The sequence below is a fragment of the Pseudomonas cremoricolorata genome, from assembly GCF_000759535.1.
In the GTDB taxonomy this organism is placed as follows: Bacteria; Pseudomonadota; Gammaproteobacteria; order Pseudomonadales; family Pseudomonadaceae; genus Aquipseudomonas; species Aquipseudomonas cremoricolorata_A.
Genome location: NZ_CP009455.1, coordinates 4,305,242 through 4,326,893, shown reverse-complemented (window position 1 = coordinate 4,326,893; position 21,652 = coordinate 4,305,242). Strand labels below are relative to the sequence as shown.

At 63.2% G+C, this 21,652-nt stretch carries 22 protein-coding genes and 1 tRNA gene; 14 read left to right on the top strand and 9 right to left on the bottom strand.

Features of this window, described 5'->3' with window-relative positions; genetic code table 11:
* Positions 1-134 precede the first annotated feature (134 nt).
* Both LK03_RS19560 and sthA read left to right on the top strand, forming a co-directional pair.
* Positions 135-1,598, top strand: coding sequence for a glyceraldehyde-3-phosphate dehydrogenase (locus LK03_RS19560; protein WP_038414186.1), 1,464 nt, complete (start codon positions 135-137; stop codon positions 1,596-1,598).
* 294 nt (positions 1,599-1,892) lie between these two features.
* Entirely contained in the window at positions 1,893-3,287 is a 1,395-nt protein-coding gene (sthA, locus tag LK03_RS19555) for a Si-specific NAD(P)(+) transhydrogenase (RefSeq protein ID WP_028693748.1), read from the top strand.
* Positions 3,288-3,329: 42 nt separating this feature from the next.
* Here the strand turns inward: sthA and LK03_RS19550 are convergent, their stop codons facing one another.
* On the bottom strand, positions 3,330-4,052 hold the full coding sequence (locus LK03_RS19550) for a glycerophosphodiester phosphodiesterase (RefSeq protein WP_038414185.1): 723 nt from the start codon (positions 4,050-4,052) through the stop codon (positions 3,330-3,332).
* A 31-nt stretch (positions 4,053-4,083) separates the two neighbouring features.
* Positions 4,084-4,668, bottom strand: a complete 585-nt coding sequence (locus LK03_RS19545; RefSeq protein ID WP_038414183.1) for a PilZ domain-containing protein — start codon at positions 4,666-4,668, stop codon at positions 4,084-4,086.
* 93 nt (positions 4,669-4,761) lie between these two features.
* Here LK03_RS19545 and LK03_RS19540 point away from each other — a divergent pair, with 93 nt between their 5' ends.
* The 3 genes from LK03_RS19540 to LK03_RS19530 are packed head-to-tail and all read left to right on the top strand — an operon-like array spanning position 4,762 to position 8,005.
* Positions 4,762-6,009 carry a lipoprotein-releasing ABC transporter permease subunit gene (locus LK03_RS19540; RefSeq protein WP_038414182.1) on the top strand — a complete coding sequence of 416 codons (1,248 nt, stop codon included), beginning with the start codon at positions 4,762-4,764 and terminating at the stop codon, positions 6,007-6,009.
* 7 nt (positions 6,010-6,016) lie between these two features.
* A complete protein-coding gene (gene lolD / locus LK03_RS19535; protein ID WP_205621220.1) occupies positions 6,017-6,700 on the top strand; it encodes a lipoprotein-releasing ABC transporter ATP-binding protein LolD in 684 nt (227 codons plus the stop codon).
* 60 nt (positions 6,701-6,760) lie between these two features.
* On the top strand, positions 6,761-8,005 hold the full coding sequence (locus LK03_RS19530) for a lipoprotein-releasing ABC transporter permease subunit (protein ID WP_038414180.1): 1,245 nt from the start codon (positions 6,761-6,763) through the stop codon (positions 8,003-8,005).
* Between the two features lie 110 nt (positions 8,006-8,115).
* On the opposite strand, the gene acnB is transcribed toward LK03_RS19530, so the two are convergent.
* Positions 8,116-10,716: a bifunctional aconitate hydratase 2/2-methylisocitrate dehydratase gene (gene acnB, locus LK03_RS19525; protein ID WP_038414178.1), complete on the bottom strand. Its 2,601-nt coding sequence runs from the start codon at positions 10,714-10,716 to the stop codon at positions 8,116-8,118.
* Between the two features lie 408 nt (positions 10,717-11,124).
* On the opposite strand from acnB, the gene LK03_RS19520 reads away from it, so the two are divergent.
* Both LK03_RS19520 and LK03_RS19515 read left to right on the top strand, forming a co-directional pair.
* On the top strand, positions 11,125-11,610 hold the full coding sequence (locus tag LK03_RS19520; protein WP_038414176.1) for a DUF1289 domain-containing protein: 486 nt from the start codon (positions 11,125-11,127) through the stop codon (positions 11,608-11,610).
* Positions 11,611-11,670: 60 nt separating this feature from the next.
* Positions 11,671-12,282, top strand: a complete 612-nt coding sequence (locus LK03_RS19515; protein ID WP_038414175.1) for a hypothetical protein — start codon at positions 11,671-11,673, stop codon at positions 12,280-12,282.
* Between the two features lie 54 nt (positions 12,283-12,336).
* Here the strand turns inward: LK03_RS19515 and queD are convergent, their stop codons facing one another.
* Complete coding sequence (gene queD / locus LK03_RS19510) at positions 12,337-12,693, bottom strand: 6-carboxytetrahydropterin synthase QueD (RefSeq protein ID WP_081951647.1); 357 nt, start codon at positions 12,691-12,693, stop codon at positions 12,337-12,339.
* Positions 12,694-12,905: 212 nt separating this feature from the next.
* On the opposite strand from queD, the gene LK03_RS19505 reads away from it, so the two are divergent.
* From LK03_RS19505 to LK03_RS19485, 5 genes are all read left to right on the top strand, one after another.
* Positions 12,906-13,214, top strand: a complete 309-nt coding sequence (locus LK03_RS19505; RefSeq protein WP_028693737.1) for a PepSY domain-containing protein — start codon at positions 12,906-12,908, stop codon at positions 13,212-13,214.
* A complete protein-coding gene (locus tag LK03_RS19500) occupies positions 13,214-13,528 on the top strand; it encodes a PepSY domain-containing protein (protein WP_038414171.1) in 315 nt (104 codons plus the stop codon). Before LK03_RS19505 ends, LK03_RS19500 begins: the two co-directional genes overlap by 1 nt.
* A complete protein-coding gene (locus LK03_RS19495; RefSeq protein ID WP_038414170.1) occupies positions 13,529-14,197 on the top strand; it encodes a response regulator transcription factor in 669 nt (222 codons plus the stop codon).
* On the top strand, positions 14,194-15,513 hold the full coding sequence (locus tag LK03_RS19490; protein ID WP_038414167.1) for a sensor histidine kinase: 1,320 nt from the start codon (positions 14,194-14,196) through the stop codon (positions 15,511-15,513). The genes LK03_RS19495 and LK03_RS19490 overlap by 4 nt, the downstream gene beginning before the upstream one ends.
* Positions 15,514-15,639: 126 nt before the next feature.
* Positions 15,640-16,791 (top strand): HPP family protein, encoded by a 1,152-nt coding sequence (locus LK03_RS19485; RefSeq protein ID WP_038414166.1) that lies wholly within the window; start codon positions 15,640-15,642, stop codon positions 16,789-16,791.
* Here the strand turns inward: LK03_RS19485 and LK03_RS19480 are convergent.
* The 3 genes from LK03_RS19480 to LK03_RS19470 all read right to left on the bottom strand — a co-directional run bounded on the left by LK03_RS19480 (position 16,765) and on the right by LK03_RS19470 (position 19,124).
* A complete protein-coding gene (locus LK03_RS19480; protein WP_038414164.1) occupies positions 16,765-17,631 on the bottom strand; it encodes a LysR family transcriptional regulator in 867 nt (288 codons plus the stop codon). The two genes, LK03_RS19485 and LK03_RS19480, sit on opposite strands and share 27 nt — an antisense overlap.
* A 63-nt stretch (positions 17,632-17,694) precedes the next feature.
* Positions 17,695-18,753, bottom strand: coding sequence for a cell division protein ZapE (zapE, locus tag LK03_RS19475; RefSeq protein WP_038414162.1), 1,059 nt, complete (start codon positions 18,751-18,753; stop codon positions 17,695-17,697).
* Between the two features lie 128 nt (positions 18,754-18,881).
* Entirely contained in the window at positions 18,882-19,124 is a 243-nt protein-coding gene (locus LK03_RS19470; RefSeq protein ID WP_038414161.1) for a hypothetical protein, read from the bottom strand.
* Between the two features lie 280 nt (positions 19,125-19,404).
* Between LK03_RS19470 and LK03_RS19465 the strand changes: the two genes are divergently transcribed.
* Together LK03_RS19465 and zapE (LK03_RS19460) are read left to right on the top strand one after the other, a co-directional pair.
* Positions 19,405-19,479: transfer RNA gene (locus LK03_RS19465), tRNA-Gln, on the top strand.
* Between the two features lie 130 nt (positions 19,480-19,609).
* On the top strand, positions 19,610-20,716 hold the full coding sequence (gene zapE, locus LK03_RS19460) for a cell division protein ZapE (protein WP_038414159.1): 1,107 nt from the start codon (positions 19,610-19,612) through the stop codon (positions 20,714-20,716).
* Between the two features lie 7 nt (positions 20,717-20,723).
* Here the strand turns inward: zapE (LK03_RS19460) and LK03_RS19455 are convergent, their stop codons facing one another.
* Together LK03_RS19455 and LK03_RS19450 are read right to left on the bottom strand one after the other, a co-directional pair.
* Positions 20,724-21,161: a YqaA family protein gene (locus LK03_RS19455; protein WP_038414158.1), complete on the bottom strand. Its 438-nt coding sequence runs from the start codon at positions 21,159-21,161 to the stop codon at positions 20,724-20,726.
* Complete coding sequence (locus LK03_RS19450; protein WP_038414157.1) at positions 21,161-21,589, bottom strand: DUF411 domain-containing protein; 429 nt, start codon at positions 21,587-21,589, stop codon at positions 21,161-21,163. Before LK03_RS19450 ends, LK03_RS19455 begins: the two co-directional genes overlap by 1 nt.
* Between the last annotated feature and the right edge of the window lie 63 nt (positions 21,590-21,652).

The window sequence follows — 21,652 nt, the reverse complement described above, 5'->3', positions numbered from 1 at the left end:
AGAGATCGATTGTACCGGGGGCGGGCATGGCTGTCAGGTTCATGCGGCATTGAATATGCACCACCCCGCGCGCGTCGCCGATTGCCCGATAGACTCAGGGGCGGCATAATGTAGCCCCTTTTTTTTGTCCCTACATGTGGAAGGTTCCCGTGACTCAGAAGCCCGACCAGTGTCTTGGTGAGTGGATCGATCGTGAAGCGCTTGCCGAAGCGATGATTCCGCTGATTGGTCAGCTCTACCGCAATAACAACGTGGTGAGCTCGATCTATGGCCGCAGCCTGATCAACCGTTCGGTGATCTCGATCCTCAAGGCGCACCGCTTTGCGCGTCATCGTCAGACCGACGAAACCGAGCTGTCCGTGCACGAGACGTTCCCGCTGCTCAAGGCCATGAGCGAGCTGAAACTGGGCGCCGCTTCGGTCGACCTGGGCAAACTGGCCAACAAGTTCAAGCTCGAAGGCAATGGCCGTAGCGCCGAAGACTTCGTTCGCCAAGAGCTGGCCGATGTGGTGGGCAAGCAAGGCAGCGGCGAGCGCAAGGGCACCGACGTGGTGCTGTACGGCTTTGGCCGTATCGGCCGCCTGCTGGCGCGCATCCTGATCGAGAAAACCGGTGGCGGTGACGGCCTGCGCCTGCGCGCCATCGTCGTGCGCAAGGGTTCGGAAAACGACCTGGTCAAGCGCGCCAGCCTGCTGCGCCGCGACTCGGTGCATGGCCCGTTCGACGGCACCATCGTCATCGACGAAGCCAACAACACCATCACCGCCAACGGCAACCTGATTCAGGTCATCTACGCCAAGAACCCCAGTGAAGTCGACTACACCCAGTACGGCATCAACAATGCCCTGATCGTCGACAACACCGGCGTCTGGCGCGACGCCGACGGTCTCGGCCAGCACCTGGCCTGCCCAGGCGCAGGCCGCGTGATCCTCACCGCCCCGGGCAAGGGCGCGCTGAAGAACGTCGTGCACGGCATCAACCACGGTGACATCACCGCCGACGACAAGATCGTCTCTGCCGCTTCCTGCACCACCAACGCCATTGTGCCGGTGCTCAAGGCGGTCAACGACAAGTACGGCATCATCAACGGTCACGTCGAAACCGTTCACTCGTTCACCAACGACCAGAACCTGATCGACAACTTCCACAAGGGCAGCCGCCGTGGCCGCGCCGCGACGCTGAACATGGTCATCACCGAGACCGGCGCCGCCACCGCTGCCGCCAAGGCACTGCCAGTGCTCAAGGGCAAGCTGACCGGCAACGCCATTCGCGTGCCGACGCCGAACGTGTCCATGGCCATCCTCAACCTGAACCTGGAAAAGCCGACCTCCCGCGAGGAGATCAACGAGTACCTGCGTCAGACCGCCATGCACTCCGACCTGCACAAGCAGATCGACTACGTCAGCTCCCAGGAAGTGGTCTCCACCGACTTCGTCGGCTCGCGCCACGCTGGCGTGGTGGATGCCGAGGCGACCATCGCCAACGACAACCGCGTCGTGCTGTACGTCTGGTACGACAACGAATTTGGCTACAGCTGCCAGGTCGTACGGGTGATGGAAGACATGGCCGGGGTCAACCCGCCGGCATTCCCGCGCTGATCGGCGGGTAATGTGCATGCGAAACGGGAACCTTCGGGTTCCCGTTTTGCGTCTGGCCTGCGCAGACTGCGCAAGCGCACGAGCAAGGCGCGCCGAGCGCAGGAAGCGGCGCCGGCAAGCACGCAGGCAAGTGACATGTAGTGCAGGCAGAATTGGCCTACGACGCGACCAAGGGTTAATGTGCGCGCCATTGGCGCTTCATTAAACTGCACAAGAATTTTTACATGGCGCTTGGGCGCCATGGCCAAGCCCCGCGGCCAGCTCGGCCGCCGGGCCCGTTCTGAAGGAGTACGCATGGCTGTCTACAACTACGACGTGGTGGTACTGGGTTCCGGCCCTGCCGGAGAAGGCGCGGCGATGAACGCCGCCAAGGCCGGTCGCAAGGTGGCGATGGTCGACACTCGCCGCCAGGTCGGCGGCAACTGCACCCACCTGGGCACCATCCCGTCCAAGGCCCTGCGTCACTCGGTGCGGCAGATCATGCAGTTCAATACCAACCCGATGTTCCGGGCCATCGGTGAGCCGCGCTGGTTCTCCTTCCCCGACGTGCTCAAGAGCGCCGAGAAGGTCATCGCCAAGCAGGTCGCCTCGCGCACCGGTTACTACGCGCGCAACCGCGTCGACCTGTTCTTCGGCACCGGCAGCTTCGCCGACGAGCAGACCGTGCAAGTGGTGTGCCCTAACGGTGTGGTAGAGCAACTGGTGGCCAAGCACATCATCATTGCCACCGGTTCGAGGCCGTATCGTCCGGCCGACATCGACTTCAATCACCCGCGTGTGTACGACAGCGATACCATCCTCAGCCTCAGCCACACCCCGCGCAAACTGATCGTCTACGGTGCTGGGGTGATCGGCTGCGAATACGCCTCGATCTTCAGTGGCCTGGGCGTGCTGGTCGAGCTGGTGGACAACCGCGGGCAGTTGCTGAGCTTCCTCGACTCGGAAATTTCCCAGGCGCTGAGCTACCACTTCAGCAACAACAACATCACCGTCCGGCATAACGAAGACTACGAGCGCGTCGAAGGGCTGGACAACGGGGTGATCCTGCACCTGAAGTCGGGCAAGAAGATCAAGGCCGACGCCTTGCTCTGGTGCAACGGCCGCACCGGCAACACCGACAAGCTGGGCCTTGAGAACATCGGTATCAAGGTCAACAGCCGCGGCCAGATCGAAGTGGACGAGAACTACCGCACCGACGTCGCCAACATCTATGGCGCAGGCGATGTCATCGGCTGGCCGAGCCTGGCCAGTGCCGCCCACGACCAGGGCCGCTCGGCAGCAGGCAGCATCGTCGACAACGGCAGTTGGCGCTTCGTCAACGACGTGCCGACGGGCATCTACACCATTCCGGAGATCAGCTCGATCGGCAAGAACGAGCAGGAACTGACCCAGGCCAAGGTGCCCTATGAAGTGGGCAAGGCCTTCTTCAAGAGCATGGCCCGCGCGCAGATCGCCGGTGAGCCGCAGGGCATGCTGAAGATTCTGTTCCACCGCGAAACCCTGGAAGTGCTGGGCGTGCACTGCTTCGGCTACCAGGCCTCGGAGATCGTGCACATCGGCCAGGCGGTGATGAGCCAGCCCGGCGAGCAGAACAACCTCAAGTACTTCGTCAACACCACCTTCAACTACCCGACCATGGCCGAAGCGTATCGAGTAGCGGCCTACGACGGCCTGAACCGGCTTTTTTGAGCGGCTCCGGCCGGTGGCCTGAGCCGGTCGGGGTGAGTGATTTCAGTCCTTGCCGAGGGTGGTCCTGGCCAAACCGGGAAAGTCTGTAATCAGGCTGTCGACACCAAAATCAGCCAGCCGGTGCATCAGCGCCGGCTCGTTGACCGTCCACACCGACACGTGCAGCCCCTGCGCCTGGGCCTTGCTCAGGCGCTCGGGGGTACACAGCGTCCAGTTCAATGCGAGCAACTTGCAACCGTAGTTGTGCGCCACTTTCAGCGGATCGAGCCAGGCGTATTCGGCGACCAGACCGCGCGACACATCCGGCACCAGATCCTGAGCCGCGTCCAGCACTTCCCGTGAGCTGGAGGTGATCGTCACCTTGTCGAGCAGGTCGAATTGCTGGGCCAGTTCGCGAATCGCCAGCACCGTGCTGGCGGCCCGGGTGCGCGATGCGCTTTTGACTTCCAGCTGCCAGTGTTCGAAGTCGCATTGCTCGAACAGCGTTTTCAGCGTCGGTATGTGGCAAGGCTGGACCCAGCCTGGGCCGCCCTGGCGGGCATCGTAGGTAATCAGATCGGCGGCGCTGTGCTCGACCACCTTGCCGCGCCGGCCGGTGGTGCGCTTGAGGGTCGGGTCGTGGATGACCATCAGCTCGTTGTCGGCCGACAGGTGCAGGTCCAGCTCGCAGCGGGTCACGCCATGGGACAGGCACTGGCGGAAGCTGGTCAGGGTGTTTTCGGGGGCTTCGCCCTTGGCGCCGCGGTGGCCGTAGATGAGAGTCACGATCGTTCCTTCAGGTCGAGAGAGCAGGGGCTCACGGGGTCGTTGGGTCGTTCTGTTCCAGGGCCTGGCGACGTTGCTGCTGCTGGCGCTGCAGAATGTGCCGGGCCAGCAGCTGGCGCTGGGCATCGGTGAGTTCGGTGAATTCGGTGCTCAGCGCATAATCGCCTTCGGCACGTTGCTGGCAAGCGCTGATGCGCCCACGCAGCACCAGGCCATGGGCCCTGGGCATGAGCACCATCTGCACGGCAACGCGGGTGCCTGGGGTGATCGGCTGCGCGCTCCGCGAATCGACGCCGTCTTCGGCCAGCATCACGCTCTGCGCGGGGCCGAGCTGCTCGAGCATGCCTTGGGCCACTACCGCGCTGAGCAGGTCGATGCGCTTGTTCTGCGCGCGCAGAAAGGCAGCGAGCATGCGGTCCTTGTCGCTGAGCTGGCGCAGCAGGTGCTGGCTTTCGAAGTCGGCCAGGTGCAGCTCACTGAGCAACGCCACCAGCGCCGAGGCGCCTTGGGTCAGCTCGCTGTCGGCCAGTTCGGCGGCGCTCAGCGGGGTGATTTGCAGTGCCATCCTATCTTCGATGCGGTAGTATCCCCGGCGTTCTTCGTCTGGTGTCGTCATGGTGAACCCATGGTAGCGGCGGTGGTCCGAGTGTAAAGCTGCCTTGCGCACCTCGCCACAAAGACGTTCCCTTTCATCCGAACAAGCCCCGACATGTTCAGACCTCTCTTCGTATTCATTGGTACGCGCTACACCCGTGCCAAGCGTCGCAACCATTTCGTCTCGTTCATTTCCCTGACCTCGATGATCGGCCTCGCCCTGGGCGTGGTGGTGATGATCGTGGTGCTCTCGGTGATGAACGGCTTCGACCACGAGATGCGCACCCGCGTGCTCGGCATGATCCCCCACGCCACCCTTGAATCGGGCGAACCGATCGATAACTGGCCAGCGGTGGCCGAGCGCGTCAAGCAGAACCGCCAAGTGCTGGCAGTGGCGCCGTTCACCCAAATGCAGGGCCTGCTGACCCACGACGGCAAGGTGCAGAAAGTGCTGCTCAACGGCGTCGATCCGGGCCTGGAAAAACAGGTGTCGATCATCGATCGCTTCACCTTGCAGGGCGGCCTGGAACGGCTGGCACCGGGCGAGTGGGGCATCATGATCGGCGACAAGGCTGCCGCCAAGCTGGGCGTGGGCATCGGTGACAAGCTGACCTTCGTCGCCCCCGAGGTCAGCGTCACGCCAGCCGGCATGTTCCCGCGCATGAAGCGCTTCACCGTGGTCGGCACTTTCCATGTTGGCGCCGGCGAGATCGACGGCTACCTGGGCATCACCAACATCAGTGACCTGTCGCGCCTGCACCGCTGGAAAGCCGATCAGGTGCAGGGCCTGCGCCTGAAATTCGACGACCTGTTCGAGGCGCCACGGGTGGCCATGGACATCGCCGACAGCCTCGACCAGCGCTTCTATTCACGTGACTGGACCCGCACCCACGGCAACCTCTACCAGGCCATTCGCATGGAGAAATCCATGATCGGCCTGCTGTTGCTGCTGATCGTCGCGGTGGCGGCGTTCAACATCATTTCTACCCTGGTGATGGTGGTCAACGACAAGCGCGGCGACATCGCCATCCTGCGTACGCTGGGCGCCACGCCGCGGCAGATCATGGCCATCTTCATGGTCCAGGGTACGGTCATCGGGGTGGTCGGCACGCTGATCGGCGCGGTGGTGGGCATTCTTGCAGCGCTCAACGTCAGCGCCGCGATCGCCGGCATCGAGCGCCTGATCGGGCACAAATTCCTCAATGCCGACGTGTACTTCATCGATTACCTGCCGTCGCAGATCCTCGCCGAAGACGTGTGGATGATCTGCGGTGCGGCGCTGGCCCTGAGTTTCCTCGCCACCCTGTATCCGGCCTGGCGTGCCGCGCGCACCCAGCCTGCAGAGGCGCTACGTTATGAGTGAGTCGCCCATGAGTGATAAAGCCGTATTGAGTTGCCGCAACCTGGGCAAGTCCTACGAAGAGGGTCCTGAGTCGGTCCAGGTGCTGGCGAACCTGCAGCTCGAATTGCTGCCGGGCGAGCGCGTGGCCATCGTCGGCAGTTCCGGCTCGGGCAAAAGTACCTTGCTCAACCTGCTCGGCGGCCTCGACACGCCGAGCCAGGGCAGCGTCTGGCTGGCCGGTGAAGAGCTGTCGGCACTCGGTGAGCGGGCCCGCGGCCTGCTGCGCAACCGAGCACTGGGCTTCGTTTATCAGTTCCACCACCTGCTGGCCGAGTTCACCGCGCTGGAGAACGTCTGCATGCCGCTGCTGATCGGCCGCACACCGATCCCCGAGGCGCGCGAGCGTGCCGAAGCGCTGCTCAAGCGCGTAGGTCTGGGGCACCGACTCAGCCATAAGCCGGCCGAGCTGTCCGGCGGCGAGCGCCAGCGCGTGGCGATTGCCCGCGCGCTGGTCAATCGACCTGGGCTGGTGATGCTCGATGAACCGACCGGCAACCTCGACCATCACACCGCACAAGGTATTCAGGAACTGATGCAGGAGCTGTCGAGCGCTTCGCGCACGGCCTTCCTGGTGGTGACCCATGACCTGAACCTGGCGCGGCAGATGGATCGCGTGCTGCGCCTGGAAGACGGTCACCTGGTACCGATCTGACCCTACCGTGCGGGGCCTGGCACAGGCCCTGTTGTCCTTTTCTATTGGGTATCCCTGTCCATGTTCAGACCCTTGCCCCTGTTCCTCGGCGCTCGCTACACCCGCGCCAAGCGGCGCAATCACTTCATCTCGTTCATCTCCATGACCTCGATGATCGGCTTGTCCCTGGGCGTGCTGGCGATGATCGTGGTGCTGTCGGTGATGAACGGCTTCCAGCGCGAGATGAGTTCACGGATTCTCGGCCTGGTGCCGCACGCCAGCCTGCTCGGTGACCAGCCGCTGCAAGAGTGGCGCAAGGTCGCCGATGTCGCGCTGCGCAACCCGGCCGTGGTTGCCGCTGCGCCACTCACCGAAATGGAAGGCATGCTTTCCTACAAGGGGGCGATGCAACCGATTCAGGTCAGCGGCATCGACCCGGCCGAAGAAGGCAAGGTGTCCATCGTCGGCCAGCACATCATCCAGGGCAGCCTGCAGGATCTGGTGCCCGGTGAGTTCGGGGTGGTGATCGGCGAGCTCAGTGCGAGGCGTTTTCGTCTGAATACGGGCGACAAACTGACCCTCATCGTGCCGGAGATCAGCAAGGAGCCGGGTGGCATCACCCCGCGCATGCTGCGCCTGACGGTGGTCGGCATCTTCAAGGTCGGCGCCGAGCTGGACGGTGCCCAGGCGTATATCAACGTGGCCGACGCTGCCCAGATGCAGCGCTGGGCGCCGGGTAGCGTGCAGGGCGTGCGCATCAAGCTGCAGGATTTGTACGCCGCGCCGCAGGTGTCCAAGGCCATTGCCGCCGAGCTGGGCGAGGGTTACCACGCCGACGATTGGTCGCACACCCAGGGCAGCCTGTTCAGCGCCATGAAGATGGAAAAGACCATGATCGGTCTGCTGTTGATGATGATTATCGCCGTGGCCGCGTTCAACATCATCGCCACCTTGATCATGGTGGTGAACGACAAGGGCGCAGACATCGCCATCCTGCGCACCATCGGTGCCACGCCGGCGCAGATCATGGGCACGTTCATGGTTCAGGGGTCGTTGATCGGTATCGTCGGCACCTTGATCGGCGGCGCGCTGGGGGTGGTGGCGGCGCTCAATGTCAGCCAGATCGTCGGCTGGATCGAGCGGGTCAGCGGGCAGCATATCTTCACCTCCGACGTGTACTTCATCAGCAGCCTGCCGTCGGAGTTGCAGTGGGGGGATGTCGGCATGATCTGCACCGCAGGCCTGGTGATGAGCTTCCTGGCGACGGTGTACCCGGCGTACCGGGCTTCTCAGGTCGAGCCGGCGATGGCGCTACGTTACGAGTAGGGGCGGGTTCACCGCTGCGGCAGAGCGTCCGCTCCACAGGAGTTGCAGTATCTCCATAAGCACAAAAGCCCCGGCATCACTGCCGGGGCTTTTGCGTTACAGCGGGTGGCTTACGCCTGGACTACCGGAATCTGCGCGGCCTTGGCGGCGTCGCGGAATTCGGCGATCTGGTCGAAGCTCAGGTAGCGGTAGACGTCGGCAGCCATGCTGTCGATGCTCTGCGCGTACTGCATGTACTCTTCGACCGTCGGTAGCTTGCCGATAATCGAGGCCACTGCCGCCAGCTCCGCCGAAGCGAGGTAGACGTTGGTGGCATCGCCCAGACGGTTGGGGAAGTTGCGGGTCGAGGTGGAAACCACGGTCGAACCGGTCTGCACGCGAGCCTGGTTACCCATGCACAGCGAGCAGCCTGGCATTTCCATGCGTGCGCCGGCTTTGCCGAAGATGCCGTAGTAGCCTTCTTCGGTCAGCTGGTGAGCGTCCATCTTGGTCGGCGGGGCCAGCCACAGACGGGTTGGAATACCGCCCTTGACCTTGTCCAGCAGCTTGCCGGCAGCGCGGAAGTGACCGATGTTGGTCATGCACGAGCCGATGAACACTTCGTCGATCTTCTCGCCCTGGACGCTGGACAGCAGGCGGGCGTCGTCCGGGTCGTTCGGCGCGCAGAGCACAGGCTCCTTGACGTCGGCCAGGTCGATTTCGATGATTTCGGCGTATTCGGCATCGGCGTCGGCCGACAGCAGCTCAGGGTTGGCCAGCCAGGCTTCCATGGCTTGCGCACGGCGCTCGAGGGTGCGTGGGTCACCGTAGCCTTCACCGATCATCCAGCGCAGCAGGGTGATGTTCGATTGCAGGTACTCGGCGATGGCTTTCTCTGGCAGCTTGATGGTGCAACCGGCAGCCGAGCGCTCGGCCGAGGCGTCGGATAGCTCGAAGGCTTGCTCGACGGTCAGCTCGTCGAGGCCTTCGATTTCCAGGATGCGGCCGGAGAAGGCGTTCTTCTTGCCTTTCTTCTCGACGGTCAGCAGGCCGTTCTGAATGGCGTAGTAAGGAATGGCATGGACCAGGTCACGCAGGGTGATGCCAGGCTGCAGCTTGCCTTTGAAGCGCACCAGGATCGACTCGGGCATGTCCAGCGGCATGACACCGGTGGCAGCAGCGAAGGCGACCAGGCCGGAGCCTGCCGGGAACGAGATGCCGATCGGGAAGCGGGTGTGCGAGTCGCCGCCGGTGCCGACGGTGTCGGGCATCAGCATACGGTTCAGCCAGCTGTGGATGATGCCGTCACCCGGACGCAGCGACACGCCGCCACGGGTGCGGATGAAGTCGGGCAGGGTGTGGTGGGTGGTGACGTCGATCGGCTTCGGATAGGCCGCGGTGTGGCAGAACGACTGCATCACCAGGTCGGCGGAGAAGCCCAGGCAGGCGAGGTCTTTGAGCTCGTCGCGGGTCATCGGGCCGGTGGTGTCCTGGGAGCCGACGGTGGTCATCTTCGGTTCGCAGTAGGTGCCAGGGCGCACGCCCTCGACGCCACACGCCTTGCCGACCATCTTCTGTGCCAGGGTGTAGCCCTTGCCGCTGTCGGCCGGTTGCTCCGGCTTCCTGAACAGGTCGGAGCTTCCCAGGCCCAGTTCGGCACGGGCCTTCTCGGTCAGGCCGCGGCCGACGATCAGCGGAATACGCCCGCCAGCACGCACTTCGTCGAGCAGCACTTCGGTTTTCAGCTCGAAGGTGGTGACCAGCTCGTCGCTTTCGTGACGGCGCACTTCACCTTTGTACGGGTAGACGTCGATGACATCGCCCATGGCCAGGTCCGTGCAGTCGAATTCGATCGGCAGGGCGCCTGCGTCTTCCATGGTGTTGTAGAAGATCGGGGCGATCTTGGTGCCAAAGCAGAAACCGCCAGCACGCTTGTTCGGCACGTTGGGGATGTCGTCGCCGAAGAACCACAGCACCGAGTTGGTCGCCGATTTACGCGAGGAACCGGTACCGACCACGTCACCGACGTAGGCGACCGGGAAGCCTTTGGCGCGCATGGCTTCGATCTGCTTGAGCGGACCGACCGAACCGGGCTGCTCGGGCTCGATGCCATCGCGGGTCATTTTCAGCATCGCCAGGGCGTGCAGCGGGATGTCCGGGCGCGACCAGGCGTCGGGCGCCGGGGAGAGGTCGTCGGTGTTGGTTTCGCCAGGCACCTTGAATACGGTCAGGGTGTACTTGTCGGCGATGGCCGCACGCTTGGTGAACCACTCGCCCGCGGCCCAGGATTCGAGCACGGCCTTGGCGTTGGCATTGCCGGCCTTGGCTTTTTCGGCGACGTCGTGGAAGGCGTCGAACATCAGCAGGGTGGACTTGAGCTGTTCGGCCGCGACGGCGCCGAGGGTGGCGTCATCCAGCAGCTCGACCAGCGTGGCGATGTTGTAGCCGCCCTGCATAGTGCCCAGCAGCTCGGTGGCGTGCTTGCTGTCGATCAGGGGGGAATGGGTTTCACCTTTGGCGACGGCGGAGAGGAAGCCGGCCTTGACATAGGCAGCTTCGTCGACCCCAGGCGGGACGCGGTCGGTGATCAGTTCAACGAGAAAGGCTTCTTCGCCGGCCGGCGGATTCTTCAGCAGCTCGACCAGGCCTGCGGTTTGCTCGGCGTTCAACGGCTGGGGCACGATGCCCAGTGCGGCACGCTCTTCGATGTGTTTGCGGTAGGCTTCAAGCACAGTTATTACCCTCATCAGTGGTCCCTAAAGGGAGTCCGGGACGCTCATCCAGCACTTCCGGCACCCAAGCGCCGCAGCGGCTTTTTGAGCCGCCCAGCCAGGGTCGCTGGAAATCCTTGCAGAAGCTGTTTTCAAAGTTTTACGCCTGTAGAACGGAAGGCTGATGAGGGGTTGGTCGGCACATGCGGGGGAGGGCATGCCACCGGCCAACGCCGTTCTACCGGATTGACTGTGCTCGTGACGCTTTGAAAACAGCTTCCAACGGACATGGTTGCCTTGAAAAGGCGGAGTGATTCTACGGGAAAAACCGGCCGATGGTAAGGCGAGCGAATCGACTTTAGCGAGTGACCCTGGTTAGACAAAGGGCTAACATGGCCCGGTGTCTGTTTCAGAAGCTGTACCTCTGCCATGTCCAGCAACACTATCAAGACCCCCTGTGTCGGCCTCTGCTCCACGGTCTACGGCGACCTCGTGTGCCGCGGTTGCAAGCGCTTCCACCATGAAGTGATTCACTGGAACAGCTACGACGAAGAGGCCAAGCGCGCCGTCTGGCTGCGTCTCGAGCAACTGCTGGCGCAGGTGATGATGGCCAAGCTGGAAGTGTTCGACGCCCAGCGTCTGCGTCAGCAACTGGAACAGCGTTCGATCCGCTTTCTGGCCCGTCAGTCGGAGTATTGCTGGGCGTACCAGTTGATTGCCCGCGGCGCGCGCATGATCCGTGACCTCGATGCCTACGGCGTGGCGCTGTTGCCGGAGTTTCGCGACTGGGAGCTGCCGCCATTGCGCGACGCCATCGACCGGGAGTTCTTCCTGCTTTCCGAAGCGCACTACGAGCGCTATATCGCGCCGGGTTTTCTCCAGCAGGGGCTGGATACGGAGCCTGTTTCCGGCTGAAAGTGCTGTCGTCGGCTCATTAAGGTCGCGTGGATCTATCCATAGCCACGGAGCACCACGATGGCCAGCTATCAGTTCAATCCCGCCAAAAGTTTTACCGCCAAGCTCTACTGGCAGGAAGTCCCCATGCCCAGTGAACAATGGGACTTCTCGCGCTTGCACCGCATCGGCGGCACTCTCAATGGTGACGCACCCTGGAGCAGCGAAGGCTGGCTGCATGCCGGGCCTGATGATTACACCGACCACAAGGCCGCCGGCTACGTGATCTCGCGCCGCAAGTTCGCCACACAGTTCTGGTTCGGTTGTTATGAAACCGATGGCGAATACGACTTCGAAATCCGCGCTGCCGGGGTCGATGACGACCATCCGCACTGGTCCTACGCCAACCGGCGGCTGGACATCAGTCGCAACGGCTATCTGGGGCTCTACAAGGCCGCAGAACCGGTCGGACATCCCGCTGCGCAAAACGCCACCATGCTCTGGCGCTTCGACTCGCTCCCAGTCGATCAATTGGTAGCCAACAGCCTCTATGCCCAACTACAGCTCTATAGCCTGCACGGGCTAAGGATCAACCGCCATTACGAGGACGGCTTCGCTTATCTCAATGAGCAGCAGGGCGAGTCGGGTTGGGTCGCATTGAAGCTGATCAGGATGGGGGTCGCGCACCCCTGACGCAAAACGCCCCGGCAGCCCAATAGCTGCCGGGGCGTTTTGGTGTGCGCAGGTTCAGTCGCCGGTATATTCGCAGCCGCTGGTGCAGGTCTCGTGGATACGCACCTTGGACAGCTCGGGGAGCAAAGGCTTGACCTGATCCCAGATCCACTTGGCGATGACTTCGCTGGTGGGGTTTTCCAGGCCAGGGATGTCGTTCAGGTAGTTGTGGTCGAGCTGATCGTAGATCGGCTTGAACACGGCCTTGATCTCGCTGAAGTCGCGAATCCAGCCGGTGTGCGGGTCGAGCGGCCCGGTCAGGTGCAGGGCGACCTTGAACGAATGGCCGTGCAGCCGACCACATTTATGCCCCGCTGGCACATTGGGCAGGCGATGGGCCGATTCGAATGTGAATTCCTTGAAGATTTCCACGCGTAAACACTCTTGAATAACGATGCCGGGCGGCAGTTTACAGCATGTTCGCGTTCACGGTTGCAGCCGTTGGGCGCTGGCTGTGGTCAAAGCGCAGGCGTGACCTTGGCCAATGCCGCGCTATGATGCTGCGGCTTTTTTCAGTTTCAGTTAAGGCCTGGGCGCTACTGTTGTTTGCGTAGACCACTTGTAGACCCATTGGAGAACACCCCATGAAAACGTTGACTGCCCTGTTTACCGCCGCCGCCCTGACCTTCGGCAGTGCCGCCGCTTTCGCCAAGGACGTACAGCCCGACGAAGTGGTGAAACTGGTCAACAACAAGACCATCAAGTCGCTCGATGAGCTGAAGAACGCCGCCATCGCCAAGCACCCCGGGTCCACCGTTACCGACAGCGAACTGGAAGACGAATACGGCCGCTATATCTACAAGGTCGAACTGCGTGATGGTAATAACGTGGAATGGGATGTGGCGCTCGATGCCAAGACCGGCGAAGTGCTGAAGGACGAACAGGACCGCTGATGCGTTCCCTGTCCCGGCCCGCACGCTACCTGGCTGCGTCACTGCTGGTCGTCAGCGCGCTGGCGACCGCCCGCGACCTGGATCAGGACGAAGCGCTCGAGTTGCGGCATCGGGGCACCATCATGCCCCTTGAGCAACTGCTCGAAGCCGCCCTGGGGCGTTACCCCGGGGCTCGCTTGCTGGAAGCCGAACTCGAGCAGGAACATGACCGCTACGAGTACGAAGTGGAAATCCTGACCCCCGAAGGGGTCGTGCGTGAAATCAAGTTCGATGCTGCGACAGGTGAGCTGCTCAAAGACGAGGAAGATGACTGAATGCGCCTGTTGCTTGTCGAAGACAACGTTCCGCTGGCCGATGAACTGACGGCCGCGTTGCAGCGCCAGGGCTATGCCGTCGACTGGCTGGCCGATGGCCGCGACGCGGTCTATCAGGGCCAGAGCGAACCTTATGATCTGATCATTCTCGACCTGGGCCTGCCCGGGTTGCCGGGGCTGGACGTGCTCGCGCAGTGGCGGGCCGGCGGGCTGGCGGCGCCTGTGCTCATTCTCACCGCGCGCGGTTCTTGGGCCGAGCGCATTGAGGGCCTGAAGGCCGGTGCCGACGACTACCTGAGCAAGCCGTTTCATCCCGAAGAGCTGCAACTGCGGCTGCAATCGCTGCTGCGGCGGGCTCGTGGTCTGGCCAATCAACCGCGTCTGGAAGCGGCGGGTTTGCACCTGGACGAAAGCCGTCAGTGCGTGACCCGCGATGGCGACGACATTCAACTGACCGCTGCCGAGTTTCGCCTGCTGCGCTATTTCATGCTGCATCCCAGGCAGATTTTGTCCAAAAGCCATCTCGCCGAGCACCTGTACGACGGCGAGACCGAGCGCGACTCCAACGTGCTCGAAGTCCACGTCAATCACCTGCGTCGCAAGCTCGGGCGCAGCGTGATCGAAACCCGTCGTGGACAGGGTTACCTGTATGCCGGGAGTGGTGCTTGAAATCGATTCAGGGGCGCCTGAGCCTGGGACTGGTGGCGGTGCTGGTGGCCGTCGGGCTGATCCTCGCCCAGTCCACGCTGTGGCTGTTCGAAGCAGGGTTGCAGCGCTACCTGCAAGCGGGACTGCGCAAGGAAAGCGAAAATCTGCTGGCCGCGCTGGTGCGTGGCAATGGTGGTATGCAACTGGATGAGCGGCGTATCTCGGCGGCTTATCACCGGCCATTTTCCGGCTACTACTTTCGCATCGACTTCGCCCAAGGCCACTGGCGCTCGCGCTCGCTGTGGGACCTGGACATGCCGATACCTGCCAGTGCCGGCCTGGAAAAAAGCACGGAGCCTGGGCCCGACGGTCAGCAACTGCTGATTTTTCGCGGTGATTACCGACGGCTTGGGCAGACTATTTCCATCAGCGTGGCGCAGGACTACTCGCCAGTGCGCGACGGCTTTCGCCGTATGCAGCAGATCGGCCTGGGCCTGGGCGCAGTGGCGCTATTGCTGATCCTGGTACTGCAGCGCATCACCGTGACCCGCTCGTTGCGGCCACTGGAGCGGGCACGTCGGCAGATCGCTCAGTTGCAGCAGGGACAGCGCTCGCAACTCGACACCCAGGTTCCGGTAGAGCTCGAGCCGCTGGTCGCGCAGATCAACCATCTGCTCGCCCACACCGAAGACAGCCTGCGCCGTTCGCGCAACGCCTTGGGCAACCTGGGCCACGCCCTGAAAACTCCGCTGGCGGTGCTGATGAGCCTGGCCAGCAGCCCGCAACTGCGCGACCTGCCGCACGTCAGCGCGCTGCTGCACGAACAGCTCGAACAGATTCAGCAGCGCCTGACCCGCGAGCTGAACCGTGCGCGGCTGGCCGGAGATGCGCTGCCGGGTGCGCAGTTCGACTGTGATGCCGAACTGCCAGGACTGCTGGCCACCCTGGCGCTGATCCACGGTGAAGGCCTGTCGCTGGCGCGTGACATGCCGGCTGGGTTGCTGCTGCCGTGGGATCGCGAAGATCTGCTCGAGTTGCTGGGCAATCTGCTGGACAACGCCTGCAAGTGGGCCGACAGCGAAGTGCGGCTGGGCATCGCCGAGCAGCCCGAGGCTTACCAGCTTTGGGTCGACGACGATGGCCCAGGCATCCCGCAGGATGCCCGCGAGCAGGTGCTCACCCGGGGTTCGCGACTGGATGAGCACGTGGCCGGGCATGGCCTTGGCCTGGGTATCGTGCGTGACATCGTCGACGCCTGGGGCGGACAGCTCGATCTGCACCAGAGTCCGCTGGGGGGATTGCGGGTCAGTATCGAGCTGCCGCGCAAGGCGCATTGACCGAGCAGTCGGCCGACCCTGCAAAAAAACTGCAGCCTGCGCGCAGTTTTTTGAATTGGCCGAACGCTGTCCAGGGATGGACAATTGCCGTCCGCACGCACCCTCCACTCTGACGACCGCACATCCATGCCCTCTACGACGAGCCTCCTGCAGCGCCTGCTTCCGCCAGCGCTGGCCATCCCACCGCAGCAATGGCTGCGCGCCGGTGTCGGCGCGCTGGCAGGGCTGTTTCTTGCCGGCTATCTGTGCAGCTTGATATTCGGTACCGGGATTGCCCTGCACCTGCTGGGCCCTTTGGCAGCCACCGCCGTGCTGGTGTTTGCGGTGCACTCCGGGCCGCTGGCGCAGCCATGGCCAGTGCTGGGCAGTTACGCGGTGGCGTGCCTGGTTGGTCTGGCGTTGCGCCATGGGCTGGGGAGCGGGTTGTGGGTCGCCGCGGCAGCGCTGGCGCTCTCGCTCCTGCTGATGTGCGCACTGCGCTGCCTGCATCCGCCCGGTGGGGCCATGGCGGTGACTGCGGTGCTGGCCGACCCGGGCCTGGTTGCCTTGGGCGATCACTTGCTCGAACCGGTGCTGCTCAATGTGCTGGTGCTGCTGGCCGTGGCGATTGTCTATAACCGGCTGACAGGTGTCGCCTATCCCAGGGCCGCGGTGATGGCGAAAGATGCCCATCACACCCGCGATCCACTGCCCAGCCAGCGAGTCGGGGTCAACGACCAGGATTTGGATCAGGCCCTGCTGGAGCTGGGGGAGTTCGTCGACGTCGGCCGTGATGAGCTGCAGCGCATCATTCAGGCTACCGAACGACAGGCCTTGCAGCGCAGCCTGGGCGGCCTCACTGCTGCAGCGGTGATGTCTCGCGATGTGCAATTGGTGACCCCTCAAACCACCTTGGAACAGGCCTGGTCGATGCTCGCCGAGCACCGTCTGAAGACGTTGCCGGTGGTCGAGGGCGGCAAGCTGGTCGGCATCGTCAGCCTCAGCGATCTGGTCGCACCGGCCATGGCCCGCGGACGTCCGAGCTGGCGCTGCATGTTTCGCCGCGCGCCGGTGCGCATGGCCGAGGTCATGAGTCGGCGGGTGGTCAGTGTCGCCAGCGCAGACCCGTTGCATCATCTGTTGCCGCTGCTGTGCGAGCAGGGCCTGCACTGCCTGCCGGTACTCGACGGTGATGCAGTGGTGGGAATCATCACCCAGACCGACCTGATCGCCGGTTTGCAGCGCCAATTGCTCGACGTCCAGCCGCAGCGCTCAGAGCAGCGGGTCCCAGCGTTGTGACCAGTCGCTGGTGCCGCCGACCGCCAATCCACGGATGACGTCCATGGCGCTTTGCAGCGCATCGTCGGCAGGGGTGCGCCGATACACCAGGAAGGTTGGATAGGTGAATTCTGGCGCCTGGGGCACCCGCTCCAGCACGCCACTGTCCAGATACGCCTGGACCACGCGGGTACGGAAGTAGCCGCTGCCGCCGCGCTCGAGGATGAACTGCAAAGCCAGTGGGCCCAGATTGAACGAAAGTGCAGCCTGTGCGCAGTCGGGCAGGGCCGCGTCATGCTGACGACGGAACGCCTCGCCCCAGTCGATGTAGATATACGGCTCAGGTCGACCGGCGCGACGCACGCGGACCAGCTTTTCTTCCAGCAATTGTTCGATCTGCAACCCAGCGGCGTAATCAGGCTGGTACACCAGCGCCGCGTCCAGAGTGCCCAGTTCGATCTTTCGCAGCAGCGCCTGGCCTTCGCCGACCTCACTGCGGATGCCATGATCGGGCAGCGCATCGTGCAGTGCGCTGACCCAGTCCAGCAGCAGCGGGTTGCCCAGGCTCACCTCGCTGCCCACCCGCAGCAGTGGCTGACGTTCGCCCGACAGCGGGAGTTCACGGCGCGCCGCTTCCCAAGTGTGCACCAGCTGATTGGCATAGCTGACGAACGCCTCGCCGTCGGCTGTCAGGGTCACGCCGCCAGGACCGCGCAGGAACAGGCGGCAATCGAGCTGGCGTTCCAGGCGCTGAACCCGCGCGCTGATGGCTGTTTGCGACACGCACAACCGCTCGGCAGCGGCCACCAGGCTGCCGCAGCGGATGATTTCCAGAAAGGTTCGGGCCTGATCGATGTCCATAGACGCTCGCTGAGAGAAACGGCTGCAGGAAGTGGCCGCTGATGATACCGACAACGGGTCGAATCAGCCGACCTGCTGCAACTGCCCGAGGCGACTGCGGGTTCTCATCAGGTCGGCCAGGCCACCGTCCAGTGACTCGGCCAGCGGCTTGCGGCCGATCACCAGCACCTCGATGTCCTGGTCATACAACACATCCACCAGGTTGACGAAACGCTGCTGGGCGGCCAGCGAGCACTCATTCAGGTCGTCCAGGCCGTCGATGATCCAGCGCGGGTGGTCGCGGGCCAGCACCAGGTAGTCGATTACCGCGGTCGGCTGCTGGCACAGATCATCGAAGGCGAACATGACCTGCCCGGGCTCACAGGCCAGCGCCCGCAGCGGACGACGATTGACGTGCAGCGTGCACGGCGACGGCAGCGGTACATTCAGCCGCTCGCGCTGTTCGCAAGTACCAGGGTAGAGGTAATGACCGCGGGTGAAGCGCTGGTGCGCGTGGTTGGCAGGCAAGCTGCGAAAGTCGGTGTCGCCATCGAGCTCGAGCACCTGCATGCGCTCGCCGATCAGCTCGATGACGGGCAGGAAGCGTTCGTGGTACAGCGGGTTGGGCAGCAGTTGCGCGGGTGCGTAGTTGGACGTCAGCACCACGAGAATATGGCGCTCGAACAGGGCGCTGAACAGTCTTTTGAGCAGCATGGCATCACCGATGTCATGCACGTGGAATTCATCGAAACACAACACGCGGCAGTCGCCGAGCAGCTCGTCGAGGGTTACCGCGAGGGCATCGGCGTTTTCGCGATGGCGAAACATGCCTTGATGCAGGCGGGCGAAGAAGTCGTGGAAGTGCAGGCGACGTTTGCCGGGCTCGGCCAGCGCCTGATAAAAACCATCGAGCAACCAGCTTTTGCCACGCCCGACTGCTCCGTGAATGTAAAGGCCGCGCACCTTGCCTTTATGGCGGTCAACCAGGCGCTCAGCCATGGCCTGTATCACCCGCTGCTGACCGGCGCTCAAAGTGTAGCCGCGCGCCGCAGCCTGGGCGTTGAAGACCTGCAGTAACTCAGGGTCAGCGCTGGTTACGGGTTGGGCAAAGCGGTTCAGCGTGTGACGCATCCATTCAGACACGGGCAGAAGCTCCTCAAGACGGCGACCACCGGACGGGCGCGCAGAGCATTCTGACCAATTGCCACATGCGCCGGCAATCCGAGCAGCGTATCACTGCACGGTACCCGGCGAACCTGAGCGGTTGCGGCTCACGCTTTGCGTTCGAGTTGTTGCTCGATCAGGTACTTCACGGTCAGACGTTTTTCCTTGAGATGCAGCAGGTCTTCATCGACGAAGTTGCCTGCCGAGATCGCCTCGGCAGCCAGCACCTGATTGTCGATGTCTACGTACTCATCAAGCAGGCTGTCCAGTTTGTCGTCCACCTTGCGCCGCTGCTGGACGATTTCGCGTGGGTAGTGCAGGTCCTGATACAGATCGTGTGAAACGGGCATGGCATCCTCCTGATGGGGCACTGGGGCAGTCATGGTGTTGGAATCGACAAATCGAGCATTGTTAAGCGAAGCGGAGAAGAAAATCGACGAACGGTCAATGTGCGTACGCCGACGTTTGTGACGGCCAGTAACTTGCTGTTTTCTGGAAATATTTTTTTAGCATGGGGTTCCCATGTGAGCACATTGTTGATAAAGTGCCGCGCATTCCTCGACAACATCCCCGTTGTCATTCGTCAGGAAGCATCTGGTCGATAGCGCTTGCCGCCATCGAATCCGATACAGGGGCGTCGCCAAGCGGTAAGGCAGCAGGTTTTGATCCTGCCATGCGTTGGTTCGAATCCAGCCGCCCCTGCCATTTTTTTCAAATCTCTTGAAATCGATAGTCACCCGGGCTGAGCCTGCGGTGGGTTTTTCTGCGTCTGGGTTTCAGGGTCCGTTGGGCCTGAACGTGGCGTAAGATAGCTGCTTTTGCCGAGACCCCTGCAATGGCTGTTGACCTCACCTGCCGCTACCACCAGGCCCTCAGCAGCGGCCAGATCGTGGCCGACCCTGCCCAGGCGCGAGCGGTCGAGGTGTTGCAGCGCTGCTGTGAAGGCGTGCAGCGAGGCATTGCCACTGAAGGCGTGTACCTGTGGGGGCCGGTTGGCCGGGGCAAGACCTGGCTGATGGACCTGTTCTACCGCAGCCTGCAGGTGAGTGCGCGGCGCCAGCATTTCCATCACTTCATGGCCTGGGTGCACCAGCGACTGTTTCAGCTCAGCGGCACTGCCGACCCACTGACGACCCTGGCCCGGCAGTTGGCCGAAGACATTCGGGTCTTGTGTTTCGATGAGCTGTTCGTCAGCGACATCGGTGACGCGATCATCCTCGGGCGCTTGTTCCAGGCGCTGTTCGCCGAGGGCGTGGTGATTGTCGCGACCTCCAACCAGCCTCCTCAGCAGCTCTACGCCGAAGGTTTCAACCGTGAACGCTTCCTCCCCGCGATTAGCGCCATCGAGCGTCATATGCAGACCGTCGCGGTGGCCGGCGAGCAGGATCATCGCCTGCACCCAGGCACGGCGTGTCAGCGCTATTGGGTTGCAGAGCCGCGGCAATCGGATCCGTTCCCGGCGTTGTTCCAACGTTTGAGCGAGGGCGCAGCCGCCAGCCTCGAGCCGGTACAGTTGGGCCAACGCTGGCTGCAGCCTCGGCGTCACAGCGCGGGCGTGCTCTGGTGCAGTTTCTTTGAACTGTGCGAACAGCCGTTTTCAGCGCTGGAATTCATGGCCCTGTGCGACCGCTTCAGCGCACTGATGCTCGATGGCGTGCCGCAGCTCGGCGGCGTGCAGCGAGCCGGGCGTATCGCACGCGGCACCGAAGACGGCGCGTGCCGGGTCGAGGCGGGTGATCGTCAGTTGCCGGCGCTGGCGCCTCGCGATGACAGCGTACGGCGTTTCATCGCCTTGGTGGACGAATGCTACGACCGGCGCGTGGCGTTGTACATACAGGCCGAGGTGCCGCTGGAGTCGCTGTACACCGAGGGCTACCTGGCCTTTGCCTATCAGCGAACCTTGAGTCGGCTGCGCGAGATGCAGCTCGAGCGTTTTGCCTGAGTCTGCTTCAGGCCACGCCAAAGCCGCCCAGGGTGACAGCTACCAGTACCGCATAGCGGCCAGCTTTGGCCAAGGTCACCAGCAAGATGAAGCGCCACAAGGGCTCGCGCATCAGCCCGGCGATCAGGGTCAGCGGGTCGCCAATGATCGGCATCCAGCTCAACAGCAGCGACCAGGCGCCCCAGCGCCGATAGTGTTGCTGTGCACGCGCCAGTTGCGCAGCATCGAAGGGAAACCAGCGTCGATCACGCAGGCGGTCAATGCCCCTGCCCAGCAGCCAGTTGATCAGTGAGCCCAGCACATTGCCTGCGGTTGCCACCACCAGCAGGCTGAGCCAGGCCTGGGGCTCGCGCAGCAGCAGGGCCACCAGTACCGCCTCCGATTGCATCGGCAGCAGGGTGGCAGCCACCAGGGCGCTGAAGAACAGCGCCGTGTAGCCAAGCATCAGTATTGGGCGACAACGATGTCCTGACCCTCATGGGTCAGCCCGATGACCTGGTAGGCGTCCTTGCGATCACCCATTTCCATGCCGGGCGAGCCCACCGGCATGCCCGGTACGGCAATGCCTTTGAGGTCACTGCGGGCAGCGAGGGCGCGGACCTGCTCGGCGGGTACATGGCCCTCGACGAACTTGCCGTCGATCACGCCGGTGTGGCACGACCCCAGTCGCGGCGCGACGCCCAGACGCTGCTTGACTGCACTCATCTGCGGCTCGACATGGTCGTTGACGGTGAAACCATTGTCACGCAGATGCTGGATCCACTGTTTGCAGCAACCGCAGTTGGGGTCGCGGTAGACGTCGAGGGTGTCGCCGGCATGGGCCAGTCCACTCAGGGCCAGCAGGGTCAGGGGCAACAGGTGTTTGCGCAGCATGGTCGATGCGCCTCCGGGCGCGGGCAGTGGCCATGGCCCGGTCGGGCAAAGGGGAATAGATGC